The organism is Luteibacter sp. 621, assembly GCF_050435445.1.
In the GTDB taxonomy this organism is placed as follows: domain Bacteria; phylum Pseudomonadota; class Gammaproteobacteria; order Xanthomonadales; family Rhodanobacteraceae; genus Luteibacter.
In genome coordinates this window covers 164350-189293 of record NZ_JBNDKI010000005.1, presented here as the reverse complement: position 1 = coordinate 189293, position 24944 = coordinate 164350, and the positions used below count along the sequence as shown (strand labels likewise).

The 24944-nt window shown below is 64.2% G+C and carries 16 protein-coding genes and 1 tRNA gene; 7 read left to right on the top strand and 10 right to left on the bottom strand.

The features are described 5' to 3' along the window. Positions 1 to 45 precede the first annotated feature (45 nt). Positions 46 to 120 (top strand) — tRNA-Val (locus ABIE56_RS08390). A gap of 111 nt (positions 121 to 231) precedes the next feature. After that, on the top strand, positions 232 to 564 hold the full coding sequence (locus tag ABIE56_RS08385) for a lipid-A-disaccharide synthase N-terminal domain-containing protein (RefSeq protein WP_247428561.1): 333 nt from the start codon (positions 232 to 234) through the stop codon (positions 562 to 564). Positions 565 to 679: 115 nt separating this feature from the next. Here ABIE56_RS08385 and metH read toward each other — a convergent pair whose 3' ends face one another. The 3 genes from metH to ABIE56_RS08370 are packed head-to-tail and all read right to left on the bottom strand — an operon-like array spanning position 680 to position 5396. Next, the gene (gene metH, locus ABIE56_RS08380) at positions 680 to 3379 is read right to left on the bottom strand and encodes a methionine synthase (RefSeq protein WP_429243351.1); all 2700 of its coding nucleotides are present in this window, start codon (positions 3377 to 3379) and stop codon (positions 680 to 682) included. Continuing rightward, positions 3376 to 4458, bottom strand: coding sequence for a homocysteine S-methyltransferase family protein (locus tag ABIE56_RS08375; RefSeq protein WP_429243350.1), 1083 nt, complete (start codon positions 4456 to 4458; stop codon positions 3376 to 3378). Before ABIE56_RS08375 ends, metH begins: the two co-directional genes overlap by 4 nt. Before the next feature lie 11 nt (positions 4459 to 4469). Further along, on the bottom strand, positions 4470 to 5396 hold the full coding sequence (locus ABIE56_RS08370; RefSeq protein ID WP_429243349.1) for an ArsR/SmtB family transcription factor: 927 nt from the start codon (positions 5394 to 5396) through the stop codon (positions 4470 to 4472). A 171-nt stretch (positions 5397 to 5567) separates the two neighbouring features. On the opposite strand from ABIE56_RS08370, the gene ABIE56_RS08365 reads away from it, so the two are divergent. Continuing rightward, a complete protein-coding gene (locus ABIE56_RS08365) occupies positions 5568 to 6728 on the top strand; it encodes an acyl-CoA dehydrogenase family protein (RefSeq protein WP_429243348.1) in 1161 nt (386 codons plus the stop codon). 86 nt (positions 6729 to 6814) lie between these two features. Here ABIE56_RS08365 and ABIE56_RS08360 read toward each other — a convergent pair whose 3' ends face one another. The 6 genes from ABIE56_RS08360 to ABIE56_RS08335 all read right to left on the bottom strand — a co-directional run bounded on the left by ABIE56_RS08360 (position 6815) and on the right by ABIE56_RS08335 (position 15566). Then, positions 6815 to 7051 (bottom strand): hypothetical protein, encoded by a 237-nt coding sequence (locus tag ABIE56_RS08360; RefSeq protein ID WP_429243379.1) that lies wholly within the window; start codon positions 7049 to 7051, stop codon positions 6815 to 6817. Beyond that, positions 7008 to 7298, bottom strand: a complete 291-nt coding sequence (locus tag ABIE56_RS08355; RefSeq protein ID WP_429243378.1) for a BrnT family toxin — start codon at positions 7296 to 7298, stop codon at positions 7008 to 7010. Before ABIE56_RS08355 ends, ABIE56_RS08360 begins: the two co-directional genes overlap by 44 nt. A 227-nt stretch (positions 7299 to 7525) precedes the next feature. Continuing rightward, on the bottom strand, positions 7526 to 9922 hold the full coding sequence (locus ABIE56_RS08350; RefSeq protein ID WP_429243347.1) for a TonB-dependent receptor plug domain-containing protein: 2397 nt from the start codon (positions 9920 to 9922) through the stop codon (positions 7526 to 7528). Positions 9923 to 10326: 404 nt separating this feature from the next. After that, positions 10327 to 13665, bottom strand: a complete 3339-nt coding sequence (locus ABIE56_RS08345) for a multidrug efflux RND transporter permease subunit (RefSeq protein WP_429243346.1) — start codon at positions 13663 to 13665, stop codon at positions 10327 to 10329. Positions 13666 to 13677: 12 nt separating this feature from the next. Next, positions 13678 to 14913 (bottom strand): efflux RND transporter periplasmic adaptor subunit, encoded by a 1236-nt coding sequence (locus ABIE56_RS08340; RefSeq protein ID WP_429243345.1) that lies wholly within the window; start codon positions 14911 to 14913, stop codon positions 13678 to 13680. Then, entirely contained in the window at positions 14910 to 15566 is a 657-nt protein-coding gene (locus ABIE56_RS08335; protein ID WP_429243344.1) for a TetR/AcrR family transcriptional regulator C-terminal domain-containing protein, read from the bottom strand. Before ABIE56_RS08335 ends, ABIE56_RS08340 begins: the two co-directional genes overlap by 4 nt. Before the next feature lie 266 nt (positions 15567 to 15832). Here ABIE56_RS08335 and ABIE56_RS08330 point away from each other — a divergent pair, with 266 nt between their 5' ends. The 3 genes from ABIE56_RS08330 (at position 15833) to ABIE56_RS08320 (ending at position 22672) form a co-directional block, all read left to right on the top strand. Further along, positions 15833 to 20752, top strand: a complete 4920-nt coding sequence (locus tag ABIE56_RS08330) for an NAD-glutamate dehydrogenase (protein ID WP_429243343.1) — start codon at positions 15833 to 15835, stop codon at positions 20750 to 20752. Positions 20753 to 20931: 179 nt separating this feature from the next. Next, on the top strand, positions 20932 to 21690 hold the full coding sequence (locus ABIE56_RS08325) for an NAD kinase (protein WP_429243342.1): 759 nt from the start codon (positions 20932 to 20934) through the stop codon (positions 21688 to 21690). A 40-nt stretch (positions 21691 to 21730) separates the two neighbouring features. Continuing rightward, positions 21731 to 22672, top strand: coding sequence for a 5'-nucleotidase (locus ABIE56_RS08320; protein WP_429243341.1), 942 nt, complete (start codon positions 21731 to 21733; stop codon positions 22670 to 22672). Between the two features lie 21 nt (positions 22673 to 22693). On the opposite strand, the gene ABIE56_RS08315 is transcribed toward ABIE56_RS08320, so the two are convergent. Continuing rightward, the gene (locus ABIE56_RS08315; protein ID WP_429243340.1) at positions 22694 to 23569 is read right to left on the bottom strand and encodes a DMT family transporter; all 876 of its coding nucleotides are present in this window, start codon (positions 23567 to 23569) and stop codon (positions 22694 to 22696) included. Between the two features lie 195 nt (positions 23570 to 23764). Between ABIE56_RS08315 and ABIE56_RS08310 the strand changes: the two genes are divergently transcribed. Beyond that, positions 23765 to 24934 carry an acyl-CoA dehydrogenase family protein gene (locus ABIE56_RS08310; protein WP_429243339.1) on the top strand — a complete coding sequence of 390 codons (1170 nt, stop codon included), beginning with the start codon at positions 23765 to 23767 and terminating at the stop codon, positions 24932 to 24934. Positions 24935 to 24944 lie beyond the last annotated feature (10 nt).

The following is a 24944-nucleotide window of genomic DNA, read 5'->3' as shown; positions in this document are numbered from 1 at the left end:
ACCGTTGACGTGCCCGGAACTCCCACGTAAAATGCGCGGCTCGATGGGCGGTTAGCTCAGCGGTAGAGCACTGCCTTCACACGGCAGGTGTCACAAGTTCGATCCTTGTACCGCCCACCATCGATTTTCGAAACCCGGCCTAGTGCCGGGTTTTTTTTGCCCGCCGGCCAGCGTAAGCATCCGGCAAGCGTCCCGGCCTAGAATCGGCGGACGCACGCCCAGGACACCGCCATGCACGAAGCCCTTACCGAGCTCCACCTGATCACCCTGACCCCGTGGAAGATCATTGGCCTGATCGGCACCTTGCTGTTCACGGCGCGCTGGTTCGTCCAGTTCTACGCCACGAAGAAGAACAAGAAGGTCACGGTCCCCATGTCGTTCTGGTACCTGTCGGTCAGCGGCAGCGTGCTGACCCTGGCCTACTTCATCTGGGGCAAGAACGATTCGGTCGGCATCATCCAGACGGCGTTCCCCATGCTGGTCTCGTTCTACAACGTGTTCGCACACCTGAAGAACAAGGACCCGAAGGAAACCGTGAAGCCCGGTGGTCCGGAAGACAACTGATCGCAGTGCCTCGTGCGTTCCGCCGAGCGTCGTGCCTTTGTAGGAGCGCGCTCGCGCGCGATCAGGCACTGGGACAAGTACCCATCGCGCGCAAGCGCGCTCCTACAGGGTTGGCTTAGTCGGGGTCGTAGTCGAGGTTCGTGGCCAGCCAGCGCTCGGCTTCCCGACGGTCCCAGCCTTTTCGCCTGGCATAGTCGTCTACCTGCTCGCGGGTAAGGCGGCCGACCACGAAGTACTGGCTATCGGGGTGCGAGAAGTACCAGCCCGAAACGGCGGCGGTGGGGTACATCGCCATGCCTTCGGTCAGCTCCACCGTCGTGTGCTTCGTGGCATCCAGCAGCGAGAACAGCGTGCGCTTCTCGGTATGCTCCGGGCAGGCCGGGTAGCCGGGGGCAGGGCGGATACCGCGGTACGACTCGGCAATGAGCGCGTCGTTATCGAGCGCCTCATCGGGTTCGTAGCCCCAGAATTCCTTGCGGACGCGTTCGTGCATACGCTCGGCAAACGCCTCCGCCAGGCGATCGGCCAGCGCCTTCAACAGGATCGACGAGTAGTCATCGTGCTGCGCCTCGAAGCGGGCGACATGGGCATCGATGCCGATGCCTGCGGTGACGGCGAAGCCGCCCACCCAGTCCGGCACACCCGTGTCCTTCGGCGCGACGAAGTCGGAGAGGCAGAAGTCCGGACGCTCCACCGGCTTATCGACCTGCTGGCGCAGGTTGTGCAGCACGGCCATGGGTTTGCGCGCGTCGGTGCCGGGCTCGGCGTAGACCTCGATATCGTCGCCTACCTGGGCCGCCGGCCAGAAGCCGATGACGCCCTTTGCGGTAAGCCATTTTTCGGCGATGAGCTTATCCAGCATCGCCTGGGCATCGTTGTAGAGTTCGGTAGCCTGGGTGCCGACCACGTCATCGGTCAGGATGGCCGGGAACTTGCCCGCCAGTTCCCACGCGTTGAAGAACGGCGACCAGTCGATATACCGGCGCAGTTCGGCCAGGTCGTAGTCGTCGAATACGGTGATGCCCGGTGTCTTCGGCGTAGGCGGAACGTACGATGCCCAGTCGCCTTTGAAGCGCTGGTCACGGGCCTTGCCCAGCGGCACCAGCGTTTTGCCCGTGCCACGGCCACGGTGGCGCTCGCGTACTTCGGCGTATTCTGAGCGAACCTTGGCCATGAACTCATCGACCAGGTCTTTGCTCACCAGGGACTGGGCGACGCCCACGGCGCGCGAGGCATCCTTCACCCAGACCGTCGGTGACTTGTAGTGCGGCTCGATACGTAGCGCGGTATGCGCGCGCGACGTGGTGGCACCGCCGATCAACAGCGGCACCTGGAAATCCTGGCGCTGCATTTCACGCGCGACCTGGCTCATTTCTTCCAGCGAAGGCGTAATCAGGCCCGACAGGCCAATGATGTCCGCATTCTCGGCACGTGCCGTGTCGAGGATCTTCTGCGTCGGCACCATCACGCCAAGGTCGATCACCTCGAAGTTGTTGCACTGGAGCACCACGCCCACGATGTTCTTGCCGATGTCATGGACATCGCCCTTCACCGTCGCCAGCACGATCTTGCCGTTGCTGCGAGCGGCCTCCCCGGAACGCTTCTTCTCTTCCTCGATGAACGGGATGAGATGGGCCACGGCCTTCTTCATGACACGGGCGGATTTCACCACCTGGGGCAGGAACATCTTGCCGGCACCGAACAGGTCGCCGACGACGTTCATGCCGGCCATGAGCGGCCCTTCGATCACATCGAGCGGGCGCGTCGACAGCTGGCGGGCCTCCTCAGTATCTTCCACCACGTACTGGTCGATACCGTGCACGAGCGCGTGGCTGAGCCGATCCTGCACGCCCTTTTCGCGCCAGGCGGCCGATTCAACGACCACGCCGGCCTTGCCGCCTTTGTACTTGTCAGCGATATCGAGCAGGCGCTCAGTGGCATCGGGGCGGCGGTTGAGCACGACATCTTCCACCCGCTCACGGAGTTCTTCCGGCAGGTCGTCGTAGATCGACAGGCCACCCGCATTCACGATACCCATGTCCATGCCCGCGGCAATCGCGTGGAACAGAAACACGGAGTGGATGGCCTCGCGCACCGGGTTGTTACCGCGGAACGAGAACGATACGTTGGAGACGCCGCCGGAGATATGCGACGAGGGGAATCGCCTCTTGAGCTCGCGAGTGGCTTCGATGAAGTCCACCGCGTAGTTATTGTGTTCTTCGATACCCGTGGCGATCGCGAAGATGTTCGGGTCGAAGATGATGTCTTCCGGCGGGAAGCCGATGCCGTCCACGAGCAACTCGTAGGCGCGCGAGCAGATCTCGACCTTGCGCTCCTTGGTATCCGCCTGGCCCTGCTCATCGAACGCCATGACCACTACGGCAGCGCCGTACTGGCGCACCTTGCGCGCGTGCTCGAGGAACAGCGCCTCGCCTTCCTTCATGGAAATGGAATTGACGATGCCTTTGCCCTGCATGCAGCGCAGGCCGGCTTCGATCACGCTCCACTTGGAGGAATCGACCATGATCGGCACGCGGGCGATATCGGGCTCGGACGAAATCAGGTTCACGAAGCGCGTCATCGCGGCTTCGGAATCGATCAGGCCCTCGTCCATGTTGATATCGATGATCTGGGCGCCGTTCTCCACCTGCTGGCGGGCGACATCCACGGCCTCTTCGTAGCGGCCTTCCTTGATCAGTTTGCGGAACTGGGCCGAGCCCGTGACATTGGTCCGCTCGCCGACGTTGATGAAGTTCAGGTCGGGGGTGAGGACCAGCGGCTCAAGGCCGGAAAGGCGGGTGTAGCGAATGCTCATGCGGCTTCGGCAGTGCTCTTGGGCGCGCGCGGCGCGTAAGGTGCGACAGCGGCGGCAATGGCCGCGATGTGCGCAGGCGTGGTGCCACAACAGCCACCCACGATGTTGATCAGGCCATCGGCCGCGAAATCGCGGATCGTGGCAGCCATGCTCTCGGGCGTTTCGTCGTACTCGCCGAACGCATTCGGCAGGCCGGCATTCGGGTGGGTGCTGACGGCGGCATTGGCGATGCGGGCGAGCATGGCCACATGCGGGCGCAGGTCTTCGGCGCCCAGGGCGCAGTTCAGGCCGACGGACAGTGGCTGGATGTGCTCGACCGAATAGAAGAACGCCTCGGCGGTCTGGCCCGAAAGCGTACGCCCGGAGCGATCGGTGATGGTGCCCGAGATCATGACCGGCACGCGTGCGCCGAGCTGGTCGAACAGCTCGGAGAGGGCGAACAGCGCAGCCTTCGCGTTGAGCGTATCGAAGATGGTTTCGACCATGATGGTGTCGGCCCCGCCCTCGATCAGCGCGCGGGCGGCTTCGATGTAATTGGCCTTGAGCTCTTCAAAATCGATATTACGGAAACCCGGGTCGTTCACGTCGGGCGAGATCGACGCCGTGCGGCTGGTCGGGCCCAGTACACCGATGACGAAGCGCGGCTTCTCAGGCGTCTTCAGGGTCATGGCATCACACACTTCGCGTGCCAGGCGTGCACCTTCGCGGTTGAGCTCGGGCACAAGGTGTTCCAGGTGATAATCCGACTGGCTCACGCGGGTGGCGTTGAACGTGTTGGTTTCAATGAAATCCGCACCGGCTTCCAGGTAGGCCTGGTGCACGCCCTGGATAATCTCCGGCTGGCTGAGCAGCAGCAGGTCGTTGTTGCCCTTCAGGTCGCATTCGCCCGGATGGTCGTGACCGTGATCGTGGGTGCTGTCGTTGCCGCCGGCGAAGCGCTCACCACGGTAGCCGCTCTCATCCAGCTTATGGTTCTGCAGCATCGTGCCCATGCCGCCGTCGAGGATCATGATCCTCTCGGCCAGGCCCTTCTGGATAAGGGCCACGCGCTCGGGGTGGAGCCAGGGTAGGTTGCTCACGGTATGCCTCCTCAGGCCTTGCGTGCCAGCAGGCTGATCACTTCGAAATGCGGGGCGCGCCGCTCGCGGCTCAGGCGGTCGCAGCTCACCACGTCCAGGCCGGCATCGCGCGCCATGGCCGTAAGGCCGTCGCGGCTGAAGCCGAGGTTGCGGTGGTCGAACGGTTCCACGACGGCACGGTGGTCATGCTCGCCCAAGGTGACGGCCAACACGCGGCCGCCTGGCTTGAGCACGCTGGCCACCTGGCGGAACACATCCGCCGGGCGTTCCGCGTAGGTAAGGGCGTGCATCATCAGCACAAGGTCGAAACGGCGCTCGCCCAGGTCCAGCTTGTGCATGTCGCCCTGGCGTACTTCCACGTTTCGGAAGGCGGAGACACGCTGGCGGGCCGCTTCGACCACGCGCTCGGAGCTATCGATACAGAGGATGGAATGGGCGTGCGGGGCCAGCAGCTCAGCGGTGACGCCATCGCCGGAGGCGATATCCAGCACATCGCCGGTTTCCAGCAGCTGGAGCAGCGAACGGGCCAGGGTTTCCCACGTGCGGCCAGGCGAATAATGGCGCTCCATGTCACCCGCGACGGTATCGGCCCAGCCCTCGGTGCTGGCGCGCTGGGCCAGCACGGCGGGCAGGCGCTCCGCATCCTCGCGGAGCAGGGCGTCGCTCAGCGTATCGCGCAGCGATGCGACCAGGGCCGCCAGGGTCGGGTCGGCCTCGGCATTGGCGCGGTAATAGGCGGAGACGCCGGCACGGCGATCGCGTACCAGCTCGGCTTCCTTCAGCTTGGCCAGGTGGGTTGAGACGCGCGGCTGGGCCAGATGGAGCACCGCCGCCAGCTCGGCCACGGTCAGTTCTTCGCGATCCAGCAGCGCCAGGAGGCGCACGCGCGTGGGGTCGGCCAACAGCCGCAACACCGTCGAGGCAGTCGACAGATCCATCCCACATCCTTTTATCGCGATACAGAGATACTAAGGATGGGGCCCAATGCGGCCAACGTCAAGTTCGCATGTTGCGGTGCAGGGCGGCAAAGAGTCGAACGACCGTTAGAATGGGCGGATCGCTTCCCCCCAAAGACTAGCCGAGCCGCCTGTCGGCCCGAGGTATGACCCATGGATTTCCGCTTTACCGACGACCAGCTGTCGATCCAGTCCATCGCCCGCGATTTCGCCCAGAAGCGCATCGCTCCCGTCGCCGCCGAGCACGACGCCAAGGGTGAATTCCCGCTCGAGAACATCCAGGAAATGGGCCAGCTGGGCCTGATGGGCATTGAAGTGCCCGAAGAGTACGGCGGCGCGGGCATGGACCCGGTGGCCTACGTGCTGGCCATGGTCGAGATCGCCGCAGCCGATGCCGCCACCTCCACCATCATGTCGGTGAACAATTCGCTGTTCTGCAACGGCATCCTGAAGAACGGCACCGAAGAGCAGAAGCAAAAGTACGTGCGCGCCATTGCCTCGGGCGAGGCCATTGGTGCTTACGCGCTCACCGAGCCGCAGTCGGGTTCGGATGCCTCGAACATGCACACCCGCGCGGTGAAGAATGCCGATGGCGACTGGGTGATCAACGGCAAGAAGAGCTGGATTACCTCGGGCCCGGTGGCGCGCTACATCGTGCTGTTCGCCGTGACCACGCCGGGGATCGGCGCCAAGGGCGTATCGGCCTTCATTATCGATACCAAGCGCGAGGGCTTCCTGGCTGGTAAGACCGAGCCGAAGCTGGGCATCCGCGCCTCGGCCACCTGTGAAATCGAGTTCCACGATTACGTGTGCCCGAAGGAAGACATGCTGGGCGCCGAAGGCAAGGGCTTCTCCATTGCCATGGGCGTGCTGGATGCCGGCCGTATCGGTATTGCCTCACAGGCGGTGGGCGTTGCCCGGGCCGCGTACGAGGCCACCCTGCAGTGGTCGCGTGACCGCAAGGCGTTCGGCACGCCGATCGGCACGTTCCAGATGACCCAGGCGAAGATCGCCGACATGAAGTGCAAGCTGGACTCCGCCCTGCTGCTGACCCTGCGTGCCGCCTGGACCAAGGGCCAGGTGGAAAAGACCGGCGGCCGCTTCGGCACCGAGGCCTCCATGGCCAAGCTGGTGGCATCGGAAGCCGCCATGTGGATCACCCACCAGGCCGTGCAGATCCACGGCGGCATGGGCTATTCGAAGGAAATGCCGCTGGAGCGGTACTTCCGCGATGCCAAGATCACCGAGATCTATGAGGGCACCAGCGAGATCCAGCGCCTTGTGATTGCGCGTGCGGAGACGGGGTTGCGCTAAGCGCGCTCCACTTCGTTTGATGTGAGAAGCCCTGGCCATGTGCCAGGGCTTTTTCGTTGTGAAGTGACCGACGGGCGGTTTGTGGGTCAATAGATCAATGCGTCGTCCACCGTGCCCTTGACCTCAAGACTCGCCGCGCGTGCCGTGAAGCGTTCTGGCCAGTTGGGCATGTACCAGCTTTCGTCGATCGTCTGCTCGGGAAGATCGCTGAAGTCGATGGGGGATTCGTCTAACGTTGCGCGCTCGGCCGCGCTCATTCGGCGGGGCGGGGCATCGAGATCAAGCACGTAGTAAACGGTTTTTCCAGTATCTGATTGTTTCATGGCGAGTAGCCCTTCGGGCCGATATGAGGCGGATGCAATCTCCGCGGTTAGTGAAAACGACGAACAGTATGCGGTTATCAGAGATGCCGATGGCACGATGGCGATACTCCGCGTGCGACCGCTCATCGGGACGCTCTAGCAAGAAGTCATCGCGAAATATCTCAACGGCAGCGAAGAACGAAATCTTGTGCTTTGATAGATTGCTGCGGGCCTTCGCCTCGTCCCATTCGAAGCCAACGCCTCTCATGGAGAGCAGCGGCGTATGTAGCCACATACACCGTGACGACGTAAACGTGGTTGATGCACGACCTGCATGACTGATCAGCAACTCAAAGACGGGAAACAAGCGTCTTCGAAAGGCTTTTCTAGATATGCAGGCCGTTATCTCAAGCGCGCGTAGGCCGCGCTCTGCGGGCGCGTCAGCCAAACGTTGTTATGCGAATGTCCGTAGCCATCAGCACGAAATGACGGCGCCTACCAGCGATAGGCGATCCGCGTGTAAAGGTACCGCCCGCTGTACCCAAACGGCGAATAATCCGGGTACGGCCACGTGCCACCCACCGCACCATCGCTGCCTGCCTTGTACTTCTGCGGATACACGTTGGTGAGGTTGTCCACGCCGGCGGTGAAGGTCCAGCCATCCACGGCGTAGCTGGTGGAGAGATCAAGCACCCAGCGTGCGGGGAACCACTGGTCGTAGCCGGGGTTGCTCACTGGATCCTGGTTCTGCAGGAACGTGCCGTAGCGGGTGAGCGTGCCGTGTGCGCTCCAGTTGCCTAGCGTGTAGTCCGTGCCGAGGGCGATCTTGTCGCGCGGGCCGCCGTTGGTGATGTAACCCTGGGCGATATGGCCCACGCGGACGAGTTCGAGGCCGTTCTGCGCGAGGGCAGGTGGGTTCGGCGCAACGGAAAGGATGGTCGTGTGATTGCGATTGTAGGCCGCGGTGAACTGCAGCAGGCCAGCGTTACCCAGGTCCAGCCGGTAGCCGCTGCTGAAATCGACGCCGCGCGTGCGGGTCTTCAGTGCATTGGTGAAGTAGCTGCCGCCCTGGATGTTCGCGTAACCCTGGCTGGTGAGATAGGCCTGGACATCATTGCCCACCAGGTTTTCAGAAGGCACGATGCGATCACCGATCGTGATCTGGTAAACGTCGAGGGAGAACGTCCAGCCACCCGGGAGATAGGTGGCGCCCAGCGTGTAGTTGTGCGACTTCTCCGCCTTCAACGGTTCGGCGCCGAGCGCACGAGCCACGGGATCGTTTACCGAGAAGTTGCGGATCTGCGTCGGCACGCCGCCGATAACGTTGGTCGACGTGGTCGTGTAGAACTGCTGGGCGAGCGACGGTGCACGGAACCCGGTGCCTGCCGTGCCACGCAATGCGAACGTATCGGTAAAGTCGTATCGGGCCGAAAGAGTGCCGGATGTGGTGTTGCCGAAGTCGGTGTAGTCCTCATGGCGCACCGCGAGCGAGCCGCTGAGCTTGTCGGTGATCTGGTTCTCCAGGCTGATGTACTCGGCGACATCGTGTCGTGCGTGGTAGCCCGAATCGCCAGGCGTAAAACCCGGGAAACCCTGCGAACCGGTGCCGAAATACGACGCCGGATCGCCCGCTTCGATGCCGTAACGCTGGTAGAGATACTCCACGCCGAACGCCAGCGTCACCGGATTCTGCAACCAGCCGACCGAAAGGTCCTTCGCGATATCGACATCGAAGGCCTTCTGTGTGGAGACCAGGCGGCCAGCGTTGAAGCGGGTGGGGCTGGCGCCGCCCAGGTCCACGTTCAACGTGTGGATGGGATCGATGCTGACGTGGTCGCGGCCGTAGTTACCACTGATATCCCATCGCCAGCCACCCGTCGTCGTGCCGCGCACACCCGCCACGAGCGCACTATCGATGGAGCGCACGTCGTTGAGCGGAAGGAAGCCCTCCGGGTAGATCGAGAGAACGTTACGCGAGCTGTTGTAGGGGCGGAACAGGGCCGGGGAGGTGCCTTCGCGGCTGCTCGTGCTCGCGAAGGCGTAGAACTCCGCATGCGGTGTGATCGCGTATTGCACGTTTAGCAGCGCCTGGTGGGTGCTGATATCTGGCTCGCCGATACGCTGGGTGATCTGGCCATACACGGGTGATGTCGGGTCGCGGTAATCACGGCCCCCGCGGTTGGTGGCGTCCGCATGGCCTTGCACGACGCTCAGCCGGGCCCAGCCTTTGTCGCCGCCCAGCGGCACGCCAATGCTCGCCTCGCCCTGCCATTGCTTGCCGTCGCCGGCGCTGTAGCGGCCGGCGGTGATGCTCGCTTCGTTGCTACCGGGTTTCGCAGCGCCCTTGAGCACGATGTTGATCACGCCCGCGATGGCGTCGGAGCCGTACTGTGCGGATGCGCCATCGCGGAGTACCTCAATGTGGTCAATCGCGGAAATCGGGATCGAGTTCAAATCAGCGGGCGCTGAGCCACGGCCGAGCGCGCCTTGCAGGTTGAGCAGGGCGCTCGTGTGCCAGCGCTTGCCGTTGACCAGCACGAGCGTCTCGTCGGGCGAAAGGCCGCGCAGGGCGGCAGGGCGCACGATGCCGGAGCCGTCATTGCCCGGCGCGCGGGGGAAGTTCAGCGACGGCACCAAGCGTGAAAGCACGGCGCCTAGCTGGGTGTCGCCGGCCGTCTGCAGATCCTTCGCCGTTACGATATCGATGGGCGAAAGCGAGCTTTCCTGGCTGCGGTTGACCGAGCGCGTACCGGTAACAACGACCTGTTCGAGCTGCGTGGGCGGCTTGCCCTGGGCATCGGGTGGCGTCTCCTGCGCGCTTGCGACGGGCGTGCCGAGGCTGGCAGCGAGCAGGGCGGGTAGGGCGAGGCGACGAAGCGGAGCGTGCAACATGGGGTGCGATCCTGGTGGGGGAGCGATGGATAGGCGACGCCATTCGCAAAAACGCACGCGAACGACGCTAGCTCGCCGTGGGGGCGAACGCTTGTAGGAAATGGGGGGATTAGCGGGGATCAGCCGTTGAGGGACGGCCGATCGCGCGCAAGCGCGCTCCTACAGGGCCCGGCGGGCCAGAGCGGCTAGGGGGTTACGCCCGACAGCGGCAACAACACGCCGCAACCCGCAGGGTGGTCGGCAGGGAAGGCGTGTTGTTGGGGTGCTGCATGGTCGGGATCACGGATGCCTCTTGGTGTTGGCCCGGTGAGACGTCTGGACGGCCAGATCGTTATTTCATGCTGGTGGCAGGAGCGCGGGATGTCAACCCAAAAAAAAGCCCGGCTTTCGCCGGGCTTTTCTTGTTACGGGCGATCCGTTCCGCGTCGCGGGTCGGAATCGAAGGCCCTTACATCACCGACATTCGGTGCGTGCGGTGCCGCGTTCACGGGCGGAGTGCCACCGCCCTGCGGACCACTGCCACCGTCGTGCGGGTCGTGGCCGTCGTGGCCATCATCGCCATGGTGGCGGATGGTCTTCGAGGCTTCGTCCAGCTTATCGCCGAGCAGGCGGCGCACCACCACGTAGAACACGGGGATGAGCAGCAAGCCCAGGAACGTGGCGAACAACATGCCGCCGATCACGCCGGTACCGATGGCGTGGCGGGAGTTGGCGCCCGCACCGGTGGAGATGGCCAGCGGGAGCACGCCCAGGATGAATGCCAGCGAGGTCATCAGGATGGGGCGCAGTCGCAGGCGGGCTGCTTCCACGACCGAATCCTTCAGTGTCTTGCCGGTGCCCTGCTGTTCCACCGCGAATTCCACGATCAGGATCGCGTTCTTTGCGGCCAGGCCGATCACGGTGATCAGGCCGATCTTGAAGAAGATATCGTTCGGCAGGCCACGCAGTTCCGAGAACACCACCGTACCCAGCATACCCAGCGGGACCACCAGCAGAACGGCCACCGGGATGGACCAGCTTTCGTACAGGGCGGCAAGGCAGAGGAACACGATGACGATGGACAGCACCATGAGCATGGTGGCCGAGTTACCCGCCAGGATTTCCTGGTAGGACTGGCCGGTCCAGTCATAGCCGAAGCCCTTCGGCAGCTTGTCGTTCACGATACCTTCGACGATGCCCATGGCCTGGCCGGTGGAGTACCCCGGCGCCTGGTTACCCACGATTTCCACGGCCGAGTAACCGTTGTAGCGGGTAAGGCTGGGCGATACGTTGGTCCACTTGGAATGCACCACGGACGACAGCGGGATCATGGTGCTATCGGTGGTGGTCGACGAACTGGAAACCGTTCCTCCGGTGCTGGTCGAGCTGCTCGAGGACGTGGAGCTGAGCGTGCTGGGCGTGAAGATGTGCTCGAACGAGTCCGTGCCCATGCGGTAGGGCGCATCGGCCTGCAGCATCACGCGCTTCACACGGCCGCCGTACTGGAAGTCGTTGATGTACACCGGGGCCAGCGTGAGCTGGATCGCGGTGTAGATATCGCTGACCGACAGGCCCATCGTCTGTGCCTGCGTGCGATCCACGTCAAGCTGCAGGGTGGGTGCATCTTCCAGGGTGTTCGGGCGGATACCTACCAGGCGCTTATCCTGCGCGGCAGCGCCGAGCAGCATGTTGCGGGCCTGGGTCAGCTCCGTGCGGGACTGGCCGGCACGTGCCTGCAGGTACATGTCGATACCGCCGAACTGCGACAGGCCGCGGATGGTCGGCAGGTTCACCACGAAGATCGTGGCGTTGGTCACCGACTGCATCTTGCCGTTCATCGCCTGGATGAACTGGGTCGCCGTGACATCACGATCAGACCAGTCCTTCAGGCGGATGAAGTCCATGCCGACGTTTTCACCCTGGCCCAGGAAGCTGAAGCCGGAGATCTGGAACACGCCATCCACCGACGGGTCACCCAGGATGACCTTGCGGATATCTTCCTGTGCCTTCTGCGTGCGGGCCAGGCTGGCGCCCGGCGGCAGCTGCACGATCGCCAGCGCGTAACCCTGGTCTTCGTCGGGGACGAAGCTGGTGGGCAGGCGCGTGAACAGGAAACCGCAGAGCACCGCGATCAGCACGAACACCACCATCCAGCGCGGTGCATGGCGCACGGCCGAGGTGATGTGCCCGGCGTACGTGTGCGTCGTCCAGTCGAAGACTTCGTTGAACTTGCGGTAGACGATGTTCTTCTTGCCCTGGCCGTGATCGTGCTTAAGGATCGTGGCGCACAGGGCAGGGGTGAACGACAGCGCAAGGAACGCGGAGAAGCCCATCGAGACGGCGATGGTCAGTGCGAACTGCTTGTAGATGATGCCCGAGGCACCCGGCTGCAGTGCAGACGGGACGAACACGGCCGCCAGTACCACGGTGATCGCGATGATGGCGCCGGTGATCTGGCCCATGGCTTTGCGCGTCGCTTCCTTCGGAGTGGCGTTCTCCTCGGACATGATGCGCTCGACGTTCTCGATCACGACGATCGCGTCATCCACCACGATACCGATGGCCAGCACCATGCCGAACAAGGTCAGCTGGTTGATGGTGAAGCCCAGCGGCGACAGGCCCAGGAACGTGCCGAGCAGGGCGACCGGGATAACCAGGGTGGGGATGATCGTCGCGCGGAAGTTCTGCAGGAAGATCAGCATCACGAGGAAGACGAGGATGATGGCCTCGACGAGGGTATGGACCACTTCCTCGATCGAGATCACCACGAACTTCGTCGTGTCGTACGGGGCGAACCAGGTCACGCCATCCGGGAAGCTCTTGGCTAGGTCGGCCATCTTCGCGCGCACGGCATTGGCCACGTCCAGCGCGTTCGCGCCAGGCAGCAGCTGCACACCGAACGAGCCGGTGGGGGTGCCATTCCACTCGGTGGCAAAGCCGTAGCTCTGCGGGCCAAGCTCGACGCGGGCCACGTCCTTCAGCTTCACCACCGTGCCATCGTTATTGGCACGCAGGATGATGTTGGAGAACTCTTCCGGCGAGGTGAAGCGGCCTTCGGCCGATACGGTGGCGCTGAAGCCCTGGCCGTTGGTGGCCGGGTCCGTACCGATCGAGCCGGCGGCGAACTGCACGTTCTGGGTGGACAGGGCCTGCTGCAGGTCCGTGGCCGAAAGGCCATAACCACGCAGCTTGTCCGGGTTCAGCCATACGCGCATGCCGTACTCGGAACCCAGCTGGCGGGTGCTGCCCACGCCGGGGATACGAGCCACCTGGTCGAGCACCTGCGACGACACGATATCCATCAGGCGATAGCTATCGATCGATGGGTTGGTCGAGGTGAGGGCGACGAACATCAGGAAGTCGGGGTTGGACTTGGCCACCACGACACCCTGCTGGGTCACTTCCGAAGGCAGGCGGGGCGTCGCCAGCGAGACCTTGTTCTGCACCTGCACCTGCGCGATGTCAGGATCGGTACCGGTTTCGAAGGTGAGCGTGACCGTTGCCTGGCCCGACGAGCTCGACTGCGAGCTGAAGTACAACAGGTGGTCGATACCAGTCAGCTGCTGCTCGATCACCTGCGTCACGGTCTTTTCGGTCGTATCCGCGCTCGCACCCGGGTAGGTCGCCGTAACGACGACCTGCGGCGGAGCGATATTCGGATACGACTCGATGCCCATGTTCAGCAAGGAGATCGTGCCGGTAAGGCTGATCAGGATCGCCACGACCCACGCGAAGATGGGGCGGTCGATAAAGAAACTCGGCATGACGAAACTCCCTTACTGCTTGCCGGCGGGGGCGGCCGAGGTGCCCGCCTTCGCCGGTGCCGCGCCATCGGCGGCCTGCGGTTTGGCAGGCTGCGCGTTGACCGGCGAGTTTTCCTTCGCCTTGGGCAGGCCCTCGGTGATGATCTTGTCGCCCGGCTGCAGACCGCCGGTCACGACCCAGTCCGAACCGCTGAGGCGATCGGTCTGGATGACGCGGCGAACAGCGGCGGATTCCACCGTCTTCTCTTCGCCCGTCTGGGGATCCTTCACCTTGCCCGTGCCCACTACCATCACGTAGGCGGAGTTGGTATCGCGCAACACGGCCACCTGCGGCACCAGGTACACGTTGTGCAGGTCACCCAGGGTGGCCTTCACGGTCACATACTGGCCCGGCAGCAGGCGCTGGTTGGTGTTGGGCAGCAGGGCGCGCAGATCGGTCGTACCGGTCTGCGGGTTCACCGTCGCCGACGAGAAGTCGAGCTGGCCGGTTTCGCCGAAGTCCGAGCCATCCGGCAACTGGATGCGCACCTTCGACTCATCCGTGGACGAGAGCGTGGCGGCGCCCTTGGCGGCGGCCGTGCGCAGCGTGTCCAGGTCGCCCACGGACATGCTGAAGTTGATGTACACCTTGTCCAGCTCATCCACCTGGGTGAGCAGGGTGGTATCGCTCTGGCCGACCAGGGCGCCCTCGGTGACCTGCTGCTTGCCGGCGCGGCCCGAGATGGGCGAGCGCACGTCGGTAAAGCCCAGGTTGATGCGGGCCGACTGCACGGCGGCCTCGGACTGCTTCACGGCAGCATTCGAGGTGCGCTCGGTGGCTTCGGCGGTATCCAGGTCGGCGCGGGACACGTAGTTCTTGCCGATGAGGCCGCGGGCGCGATCCGCCTGGGCCTTGCTGTTTACCGCGGTGGCCTTGGCCGACGCCAGATTGGCGAGCTGCTGGTCAAGCTCGGCCTGCAGCGGGGCAGGGTCGATCTTGAACAGCGACTGGCCTTCCTTCACGTCCGTGCCTTCGGTGTACAGGCGCTTCAGCAGGATGCCGGGCACGCGGGCGCGGACATCCGCGGTGCGGAACGCCGATACGCGGCCCACCTGGTCCTGGACCAGGGGGACGTCTTGCGGCTGGGCGGTGACGAAGCCCACCTGCGGCGGGGGTGGCTGCTGTGGGGCTTCCTGCTTGTGGCAGGCGGCCAGTGCGGCGACGAGGCCGGCGGCCAGCAGGGTGGTGCGCAGGGGCAGGGGTTTCATGAGAACTCCGTTCCTTTTCCAGGTTTCTTGTTCGTTCGTGTCCGGGCATCCGGGAGGATGTCGTACGCGTGCATAAATACTGTTACCGCGTGCCGGGCCCAGTCATCCTGTGCCTTCGGTCCCCTTGCACGCAGGCCAAACAGGCGGCGGTCCCCTTCCAGCCCATGCAACATGGACAGGAACAGTTCCGCAGCCGTCTCCGGGTCCTCCCGGCGCATCTCACCGTTATCCATTGCCTCAGCCATGCAGTGCGATAGCCGCACGGCCACCGTTTCGATGGCGGTGCGGAAAAATGTCCTGGCCGCCGCCGGAAAGCGGGGTGCCTCGGCAATCAACATGCGCCCAAGGGCGACATTGTCGTGGTCCATCACGTGGGTCTGGTGCGCGTGCGCCAGGGCCTGCAGCGTGGCGGCCAGCCCGCGGCGCTCCGGGGCGAGGCTCGCGTGCAGTGGCAGGACAAGTTGTTCTACAGCGGCGTGGAAAAGGGTGTCCTTGTTTTCGAAGTGCGCGTATACGGTCTGCTTGGACACCCCCGCCTCGCGGGCCACGGCACCCATGCTTACGCGGTAACCGTCGCGCAGGAACAGGGCGCACGCCGCCTGGAGCACCCGCTGCTGCCGGTCGGAAGGCGGGCGGCTCTCCAGGTGAGACATACCTATACCTGCTGGACTATACCGTCCAGTTTAGAATCTCCCCGGGACCAGCGTCAACGGTCATGACGCCCATTCGCACGCGAATTGTTGCGACGCACATGTCATGCCAATTGGATAGGCGAGCGAAGTGCGTCGCCGGTTACCGATTAATTGTCGCGCTGCGGTGAAAATCACTTGAATCACATTCGCGATTGGTGTGGCTCTATGACACGTACGGGAGCTATCCTTTTACGGTTTTCCCAACTTCCCCACATCGATATCCGCCCATGAATGCGATTCGCGCAGCCGAAAACGGCCAGTTCCAGACGCTCGTTTTCGATGAACTGAAGAAACTCGCCTTTCCCGCTGAGCGCCTTAATGAGGCGCGCTTTTTTATCGAAGCCTTTTTCGAGCGCATGGCACAGGCCGATCATGCCCTGCACACCCCTGAGCGCTGGGCCGCGCTGATCGGCGACCTGCTGGCGTTCGCCCGCGAGCGCACCCCCGGCAAGGCCAAGGTGCGGGTCTATAACCCCGGCGTCTCCGGTACCCGTGCGGTGATCGAGGTCGTCACCGACGACATGCCCTTCCTGGTCGATACCGTATCGATGGTGGGCGCCGCCCATGCCGATATCCACGCGATCATCCACCCGGTGGTGCCGGTATCGCGCTCTGCCGCCGGCCAGCTGGAAGCCATGGGGACCGGCGACCACAACGAATCCATCATGCGCTTTGAAATCGACCGCATCGACGACACCGAGCTGGATACGGTGAAGGCGAACGTCGAGACCGCCCTGGCCGATGTGCGCGAAGCCGTCGCCGACTGGCGGGCCATGCGCGCGAAAATGACCGAGGTGGCCGACGATCTCGGCAAGCGCTCGCTGCCGTACACGGCCGAAGAAGTGCGTGAAGCCTCCGAGTTCCTGCGCTGGGTGGCCGATAACCACTTCACCTTCATGGGTTACCGTGAATACGAAGTGGCCGCGGATGCCGGCGATGAAGTGCTGAAGACGGTCGACGGCTCGGGCCTGGGCATCCTGCGCGCCGCCGAGCGCTCGCTCGCGCCGCGTTCGCTGCGCACCCTGGTAGCCAGCGAGCTGCCGCGCTCGGGTTCCACCGATGCCATCATCCTGACCAAGACCAATGCCCGTTCGCCGATCCACCGCGCGGGCTACATGGATTACATCGGCGTCCTCAAGTTCGATGCGAACGGCCGCCCGACGGCGGAACAGCGCTTCCTTGGCCTGTTCTCGTCCAATGCCTACATGGCCCACCCGCAGCACGTGCCACTGGTGCGCGATAAGTGCGAGGCGGTGATGGCCCGCTCGGGCCTGAAGCGCGATTCCCATTCGGGCAAGGCCCTGCAGCACATCCTCGACACGCTGCCGCGCGATGAGCTGTTCCAGTGCAGCACCGATGAGTTGTTCGCCCTGGCCTCGGGCCTGCTCGAGCTGGCCCAGCGTACGCGCACGCGCCTGTTCATTCGCCGCGATAGCTACGGCCGGTTCTTCTCGTGCCTAGTCTATATCCCGCGCGATCGTTTCAACACCACCGTGCGCGAGCGCGTGGAGGCCGTCCTGCGCGATGCATTCCACGGCGAGCATGTCGATTCCGCCGTGCTGATGGGTGAAGCCGCGCTGGTGCGCCTGCACGTGACGGTTCGTCCGCGCATCGGCGATCACCCCGTGTACGACGCGGCCGAGATCGAAGCGAAGATCGTTTCGATTGCACGTAACTGGTACGACGAACTGCGTGACCAGCTGATCGGTACCGCGGGCGAGCAGCAGGGCATCATCCTTGCCAACCGCTACGGCAAGGCGCTGCCGGCCGGTTACGTCGATGAAGTGTCGCCCTCCGTGGCCGCCGCCGATGTACGCGCGCTGGCCGGCCTGGATGGCCCCGACGCCATCAGCATGTCGTTCTACCACCCGCCGCATCGCCCGGAAGAGCTGCGCTTCAAGGTCTACCGCTCGGGCTCGGATATTGCGCTCTCCGAAGTGCTGCCGCAGCTGGAGAACCTGGGCCTGCGCGTGCTTACCGAGCACATGTATGAAGTGAAGCTGGGCGATGCCTCGCTGTACATCCAGGATTTCGAGGTGCAGCCGGTCGGCCGCCTCGCGTTCGATGTATCGCAGGTGGGCACCATCTTCGAAGACGCCTTCGAGCAGATCTGGCGCGGCAATGCCGAGAACGATGGCTTCAACCGCCTGGTGCTCGGTGCCAAGCTCAACTGGCGCCAGGTGGCCGTGCTGCGCGGGTACTGCAAGTACCTGCTGCAGACCGGCGTGGCGTTCTCGCAGGCATACATGGAAGACGCGCTGAACCGCTACCCGGCGATCGCCGGTCTCATCATCGAAATGTTCAACGCGCGCTTTGATCCACGCCGCGAGAACATGGATGAAAAGGAACGCGCTTACGCCGAAGGCATGCTCTCGCACGAGATGCATGCGCTGATCGACCAGGAAACCCTCGCGGCGCATCCGGCGCTGATCGGTACCCTTATCGCCGCCCTGTCGCTGCCGCGCGAGCAGCAGGCCGCCGCGGTGGAAGAGGCGATCAACGCGCTGCTCGATAACGTCTCCAGCCTCGATGAAGACCGCATCCTGCGCAGCTTCATCTCGCTCGTGCACGCCACGCTGCGTACCAGCTACTTCCAGGCCTGGGACGGTACGTTCCGCGCCTACATCGCCTTCAAGTTCGATTCGCACAAAGTGCCGGACCTGGCCAAGCCGGTGCCGTTCCGCGAAATCTTCGTCTACGCCCCGCGCGTGGAGGGCATCCACCTGCGCTTCGGCTCGGTGGCCCGTGGCGGCCTGCGCTGGTCCGATCGCCGCGAGGATTTCCGCACGGAAGTGCTCGGCCTGGTGAAGGCGCAGATGGTGAAGAACACCGTCATCGTGCCGGTCGGCTCGAAGGGCGGCTTCTTCGTCAAGCGCCCGCCGGTCGGTGGTGACCGTGATGCACAGCTGGCCGAGGGCATCGCGTGCTACCGCATGTTCATCAACGGCCTGCTGGATATCACCGATAACCTCGTCGAAGGCAAGGTAGTCCCGCCGCACGACGTGGTCCGCCACGATAACGATGACCCGTACCTGGTGGTTGCCGCGGACAAGGGCACGGCCACGTTCTCCGATATCGCCAACGCGATTTCGACCGAGCACGGCTTCTGGCTGGATGACGCCTTCGCGTCCGGCGGCTCGAACGGTTACGACCACAAGGGCATGGGCATCACGGCCAAGGGCGCCTGGGAGTCGGTCAAGCGCCACTTCCGCGCCATGGGCCGCGACAGCCAGACCCAGGATTTCACGACGGTGGGCGTGGGCGATATGTCGGGCGACGTATTCGGCAACGGCATGCTGCTCTCCGAGCACATCCGCTTGTTGGCCGCGTTCGACCACCGTCACATCTTCCTGGACCCGAACCCGGATGCGGCCAAGAGCTTCGTGGAACGCCAGCGCATGTTCGCGCTGCCGCGCTCGTCGTGGGATGACTACGACAAATCGCTGATCTCCGCCGGTGGCGGCGTGTACCCGCGCAGCGCCAAGTCGATCCCGGTCTCGGCCGAAGTGAAGACGGTACTGGGCATTCGCTCGGATGCCACGCACATGGCGCCGAACGATCTGCTATCCGCGATCCTGAAGGCACCGGTCGACCTGCTGTGGAATGGCGGCATCGGTACCTACGTGAAGGCCACCAGCGAAACGCATGCCGAGGTAGGCGACCGCGCGAACAATGCGCTGCGTGTCAACGGCAATGAACTGCGCTGCAAGGTGATCGGCGAGGGCGGCAACCTGGGCATGACCCAGAAGGGCCGCATTGAAGCCTCGCAGGCGGGCGTGCTGATGAACACCGACTTCATCGACAACTCCGCGGGCGTGGATACCTCCGATCACGAGGTGAACATCAAGATCCTGCTGAACGATGCCGTGCAGCGTGGTGAACTCACCTTCGAAGGCCGCAACAAGCAGTTGGCCGAAATGACTGATGAAGTCGGTCGCCTCGTGCTGTGGGATAACTACCGGCAGAACCAGGCCATCACCGTGATGGAGCACCAGTCGGTGCGCCGCCTGGGTTCCATGGCCCACTTCATCAGCACGCTGGAGGCCGAAGGCCTGCTCGATCGCCAGGTGGAATCACTGCCCACCTCGGCCGAGCTGGCCGAGCGCAAGCAGCGCGGGCAGGGCATGACCCGTCCTGAGCTGTCTGTGCTTCTGTCCTACGACAAGATCCGCCTGTTCCAGCAGCTACTGGATTCGGATGTACCGGAAGATCCGTACCTGTCGCGTGAGCTGGTGCGCTACTTCCCCGTGCCGCTGCACGAGAAGTATGCCGAGCACATGCAGCGCCACCGCCTGAAGCGCGAGATCATCGCTACCGCGGTGACCAACTCGACGGTGAACCGCATGGGCGCCACCTTCATGATGCGCATGCAGGAAGACACGGGCCACGGCCCGGCGGCGATCGCGAAGGCCTACACGGCGGCCCGTGAGATCCTCGATGCCCGCGACTTGTGGGCAGAGCTCGAGGCGCTGGATGGCCAGGTGGCTGAGGACACGCAGATCGACGCGATCCTGCAGATCTGGTCGCTGCTGCGTCACCTCACGCGCTGGCTGCTCAATCGTCCGGGTGGGTCGCTCGATATCGCCGCCAACGTCGATCGCTACGCGGCCGAAGTCACCACGCTGCGCAAGGCCCTGCCGGATGCGCTTACGAATACCGGCCGTGGCGATTTCGCCGCGAGCCAGGAGAAGTGGGAAGGCTTTGGCGTACCGACTGACCTGGCGGTTCGCCTGGCCCGCGTTTCGGTGCTGCGCTCGGCGCTCGATATGGTCGAAGTTTCGAAGCAGAGCGGCAAGGACATCGCTACCGTCGCCAAGGTGTTCTACGAACTGGGCGAAGCACTGGACCTGGAATGGCTGCGTGGCCAGATCGAGGCCCTGCCGGTGGAAGGCGCATGGCACGCGCAGGCCCGTGGCTCGCTGCTGGACGAACTCAATGCCCAGCATCGTGCGCTGGCCCTGCAGGTGCTCACCATCGCCGGCGATCGCACCGATGTGAGCCCGGTGAAGGCCTGGCTGGACCGCGACGATGCCACGCTGAAGTACACCCGCAGCATGCTCGCCGAGATCCTGACCCAGAACGCGGATTACCCGATCGCCTCGGTCGCCGTCCGCCGCCTGGCCCAGCTGGCGCAGATCCCGGTCTGACCAACGTCCAACGGCTCGTGTAGCAGCGTGCTTGCACGCGATGGGTGCTTGCCATAGACCCCATCGCGCGCAAGCGCGCTCCTACAGGGGCGGCCGCAAGCGTTGGGCTCATCCGCAAGCATGGTTCCCACTATGGGGGCCGTGGGCTAAGCTCCGGGCTGGTCCTTCAAGCCGCCCCCATGCGCCTAGCCTTCGTCGCCAGCGAAACCGAAGTCGCCCAGCGCGCCCGCACTGCGCTTTCCAAGCGCTACGGCGGCGTGGAACCGGGTGATGCCGAAATCATCGTGTCCCTTGGGGGCGATGGCTTCATGCTGCGTACCCTGCACGCCCACCGTACGCTTGGTATACCGTTTTACGGGATGAAACTCGGCCGCCTCGGCTTCCTCATGAACAAGCATGAGCTGGATGGCCTGGTAGAACGCATCGAGCGCGCGCATCCCGCGGTGTTGCATCCGCTGGAGATGCACAGCACCTGCTGTGACGGCGTCGAGCACCGTGCGCTGTCCTTCAATGAAGTGGCACTGCTGCGCCAGAGCAATCAGGCGGCACACCTTCAAGTGCGCCTGAACGGTGAAGTGAAGCTCGAGGAACTGGTATGCGATGGCATCCTCGTGGCCACGCCGGCGGGTTCCACGGCCTATAACCTCTCCGCCCATGGCCCCATCCTGCCGCTGGATGCCAACGTGCTGGCGCTCACGCCGATCAGTCCGTTCCGTCCCCGGCGCTGGCGCGGCGCCATCCTGCCGCACGCGGCCAAGGTCGGCTTCGATACGAAGGACCCAAACAAGCGCCCGATCAGCGCCACTGCCGATTTCCACGAGGTGCGCGACGTCCGCACGGTGGAGATCCGCCAGTCGCGCCGCCATGGCGTGCGCCTGCTGTTCGACCCCGAGCACAACCTGCAGCAACGCATCCTCGACGAACAGTTCGCCCTGTAGGCGATACGATCGCCCCATACCCCACCCACCGGCCTAACCCATGAACGCCCCTGAGGACCTCACCGCCACCAACGCCCACGCCGAATCGTCCGTGCGCGATAACCGCCTGGTGGTGGCCATCTCCTCGCGGGCGCTGTTCGACATGGGCAGCAGCCACGAGCTGTTCGAACGCGAAGGCCTGGATGCCTATCGCTCCTTCCAGATCGAACACGAAGACGAGCTGCTGAAGCCCGGCGTGGCGTTCCCCCTGGTGCAGAAGCTGCTCGACCTCAACAAGCTGTCGGGTGACGTGCCGGCCGTTGAAGTCATCCTGCTTTCGCGCAATTCGGGCGACACCGGCCTGCGCATCTTCAACGCCATCCAGCATTACGGCCTGGAGATTTCCCGCGCGGCGTTCACCAGTGGCGCGCCCACCTCGGATTACATCGCGCCGTTCAAGGCCGATCTGTTCCTTTCCGCCAACGCAGAAGACGTGGGCAGGGCGCTGCGCGCCGGCGTCGCCGCCGCCACCATCCTTCCTTCGACGGCACCGCCGCGCTCCACCGAGCAGCTGCGCATCGCCTTCGATGGCGACGCGGTAATCTTCGGCGACGAAGGCGAGCGCGTATCGCGCGAACAGGGCCTGGACGCCTTCCACCGCAACGAGACCGAGATGTGGGCCGAGCCCCTCTCCGGTGGCCCGTTCCGTGGCTTCCTCTCGGCGCTGCACCGCCTGCAGGCCGCGTTCCCGGCCGAAACCTCGCCGATTCGCACCGCCCTGGTCACCGCACGCTCGGCCCCCGCACACAAGCGCGTCATCCTCACGCTGCGCCGCTGGGGCGTACGTATCGATGAAGCGCTATTCCTCGGCGGCCGCGATAAAGGCCCGTTCCTCGATGCTTTCGGTGCCGACATCTTCTTCGACGACAGCCCGGCCAACGTGGAATCCGCCCGTCGCGTGGTGGCCACCGGGCATGTGCCTCATGGCGTAAGTAATTCTTGACGCGGCTGTCTGACGCTTACGTCAGACGATATTCGTCCACCGCCACCAGTCGGTCTTCTTCTCTTCGCGCACGAAGGTGAACAGGCCGGCGCCGAGGATCAGCACGATGCCGATCAGCATCGGCCAGTCGAGGTGATCGTGGAAGATGAGATAGCCAAACAGGATGGCCCATAGCATCTGGCTGTACTGCGTGGGCGCGACGCGTGCGGCAGGCGCATGCTGCGTGGCGAGCATCAGCAGCACGGCACCGATGGCGGCGAAGCCACCGTAACCCAGGATCAGCAGCCACTGGTGCAGGTCCGGCCATACGAAGTGCGGCAGCATCATGATGAAGCCGGCGATCATCGGTCCCACGACACCCGCGCCGTAAAGCGTGATGCGCTTTTCATTGGCACCCGCCATGCGCAGGGCGATGATCGACAGCGCGCCGGTGATGCCGCAGATGATCGCGGCGACATGCCCGGTACCCAGGTGGCGGAACCCGGGCCGGAGCACTACCAGCACGCCCAGGAAGCCCACGACCACGGCCGACCAGCGCCGCCAGCCGACGTGTTCGCGCAGGAAGATTACCGAGAGGATCGTGACGAAGATCGGCAGCAGGAAGATAAGGCAGAACGCCTCGGCCATGGGCAGGGCGGTGAAGGCCATCACCGCCGTCACGTTGCCGATGGCACCGGCCATGGCGCGGAGCAGCCACAGGCCGGGCATCTTCGACACCACGATCTCGCTCCAGCGGTCGCCCGGCTTCTTCAGGAAGGGCAGGGCTGCGAGGGCCAGCACGGCGCCGAAGAATACCGCCTCATAAGCGGGCAGGGTGCCCTCAAGTGACTTTACGAACGCATCGCTCCACGCGTAGGCCGCGTAGCAGGCGAAACCGAGGATCACACCCTTGAACATGGGGAAGGCCAGGTGGCGGTGAGCAGGGCCATTATGTAATCGATTACGCCCCGGCACACCCTTCGCGGGCGCATGGTGGCTGGGCAGCCCGGTGAAAAAGCCGGGCGCCCCGCGGTTTGCTGCGGCCCGGCATGACCGCCCCTTCACACGGGTCTACAATCGAGGGCTTTCCGGCTGCCGCTTACGAGTACCCGCATGGCCCACCGTCTCGACCCGCTCGATCTCTACGACGTCCGCTCGCTTCTCACCGAAGAAGAGCGCATGGTGCAGGATGCCGTTGGCCGCTTTGTCGATGAAAAGGTGTTGCCGATCATCGGCGATGCCTTCGACCAGGCCCGTTTCCCGGCTGAACTGGTGCCCGAGATCGCCTCGCTCGGCCTGCTGGGCGCCACCCTGCCCGAGGAATACGGTTGCGCCGGTATGAACGGCGTGAGCTACGGCCTGATCTGCCAGGAGCTGGAGCGCGGCGATTCGGGCCTGCGTAGCTTCGCCTCGGTGCAGAGCTCGCTGTGCATGTACCCGATCTTCGCCTACGGCTCGGAAGAGCAGAAGCGCGAATACCTGCCGCGCATGGCGGCGGGCGAGGTCATCGGCTGCTTCGGCCTCACCGAGCCGCACGGCGGTTCGGATCCGGCCAACATGAAGACCGTGGCGCGCCGCGATGGCGGCGACTGGGTCATCAACGGCGCCAAAATGTGGATCACCAACGGCAACCTCGCGCACATCGCCATCGTGTGGGCACAGACCGATGATGGCATCCAGGGTTTTGTCGTGCCGACGGATACCAAGGGCTTCGCCGCTCAGGAAGTGCACAAGAAGATGAGCCTGCGTGCCTCGGTCACGTCGGCGCTGTTCTTTGATGACGTGCGCGTGCCCGATAGCGCCCGCTTGCCCAACGTGAAGGGCCTGAAGGGCCCGCTGGGCTGCCTCACCCAGGCTCGCTACGGCATTACCTGGGGGCCGATCGGCGCCGCGCAGGCCTGCCTTAAGGAAGTACTGGATTACGCCTCGCAGCGCATCCTGTTCGGCCGCCCGCTCGCCGCCAACCAGGCGGTGCAGCTGAAGATGGCCGACATGGCCCGCCGCATCACCACGGCGCAGTTGCTGTCGCTGCAGCTGGGCCGCCTGAAGGATGCGGGCCGCATGCAGCCCACGCAGGTCTCGCTGGCCAAGTGGAACAATGTGCGCATGGCCCTGGATATCGCCCGCGAATGTCGCGACATCCTGGGCGGTGCCGGCATCACCACCGAGCACTCGGCCATCCGCCATGCACTGAACCTGGAATCGGTCATCACCTACGAAGGTACCGAGACGGTGCACCAGTTGGTGGTGGGCCGTGAACTCACTGGCATCAACGCGTTCTGATCGCGGCGCC

Coding starts and splice junctions, on each gene's coding strand:
- ABIE56_RS08370 (WP_429243349.1), bottom strand. CDS start 5,396: ATGGATCTGTCGACTGCCTCGACGGTGTTGCGGCTGTTGGCCGACCCC.
- ABIE56_RS08365 (WP_429243348.1), top strand. CDS start 5,568: ATGGATTTCCGCTTTACCGACGACCAGCTGTCGATCCAGTCCATCGCC.
- ABIE56_RS08335 (WP_429243344.1), bottom strand. CDS start 15,566: ATGTCTCACCTGGAGAGCCGCCCGCCTTCCGACCGGCAGCAGCGGGTG.
- ABIE56_RS08325 (WP_429243342.1), top strand. CDS start 20,932: ATGCGCCTAGCCTTCGTCGCCAGCGAAACCGAAGTCGCCCAGCGCGCC.
- ABIE56_RS08320 (WP_429243341.1), top strand. CDS start 21,731: ATGAACGCCCCTGAGGACCTCACCGCCACCAACGCCCACGCCGAATCG.
- ABIE56_RS08345 (WP_429243346.1), bottom strand. CDS start 13,665: ATGCCGAGTTTCTTTATCGACCGCCCCATCTTCGCGTGGGTCGTGGCG.
- metH (WP_429243351.1), bottom strand. CDS start 3,379: ATGAGCATTCGCTACACCCGCCTTTCCGGCCTTGAGCCGCTGGTCCTC.
- ABIE56_RS08350 (WP_429243347.1), bottom strand. CDS start 9,922: ATGTTGCACGCTCCGCTTCGTCGCCTCGCCCTACCCGCCCTGCTCGCT.
- ABIE56_RS08385 (WP_247428561.1), top strand. CDS start 232: ATGCACGAAGCCCTTACCGAGCTCCACCTGATCACCCTGACCCCGTGG.
- ABIE56_RS08310 (WP_429243339.1), top strand. CDS start 23,765: ATGGCCCACCGTCTCGACCCGCTCGATCTCTACGACGTCCGCTCGCTT.
- ABIE56_RS08355 (WP_429243378.1), bottom strand. CDS start 7,298: ATGAGAGGCGTTGGCTTCGAATGGGACGAGGCGAAGGCCCGCAGCAAT.
- ABIE56_RS08340 (WP_429243345.1), bottom strand. CDS start 14,913: ATGAAACCCCTGCCCCTGCGCACCACCCTGCTGGCCGCCGGCCTCGTC.
- ABIE56_RS08360 (WP_429243379.1), bottom strand. CDS start 7,051: ATGAAACAATCAGATACTGGAAAAACCGTTTACTACGTGCTTGATCTC.
- ABIE56_RS08330 (WP_429243343.1), top strand. CDS start 15,833: ATGAATGCGATTCGCGCAGCCGAAAACGGCCAGTTCCAGACGCTCGTT.
- ABIE56_RS08315 (WP_429243340.1), bottom strand. CDS start 23,569: ATGTTCAAGGGTGTGATCCTCGGTTTCGCCTGCTACGCGGCCTACGCG.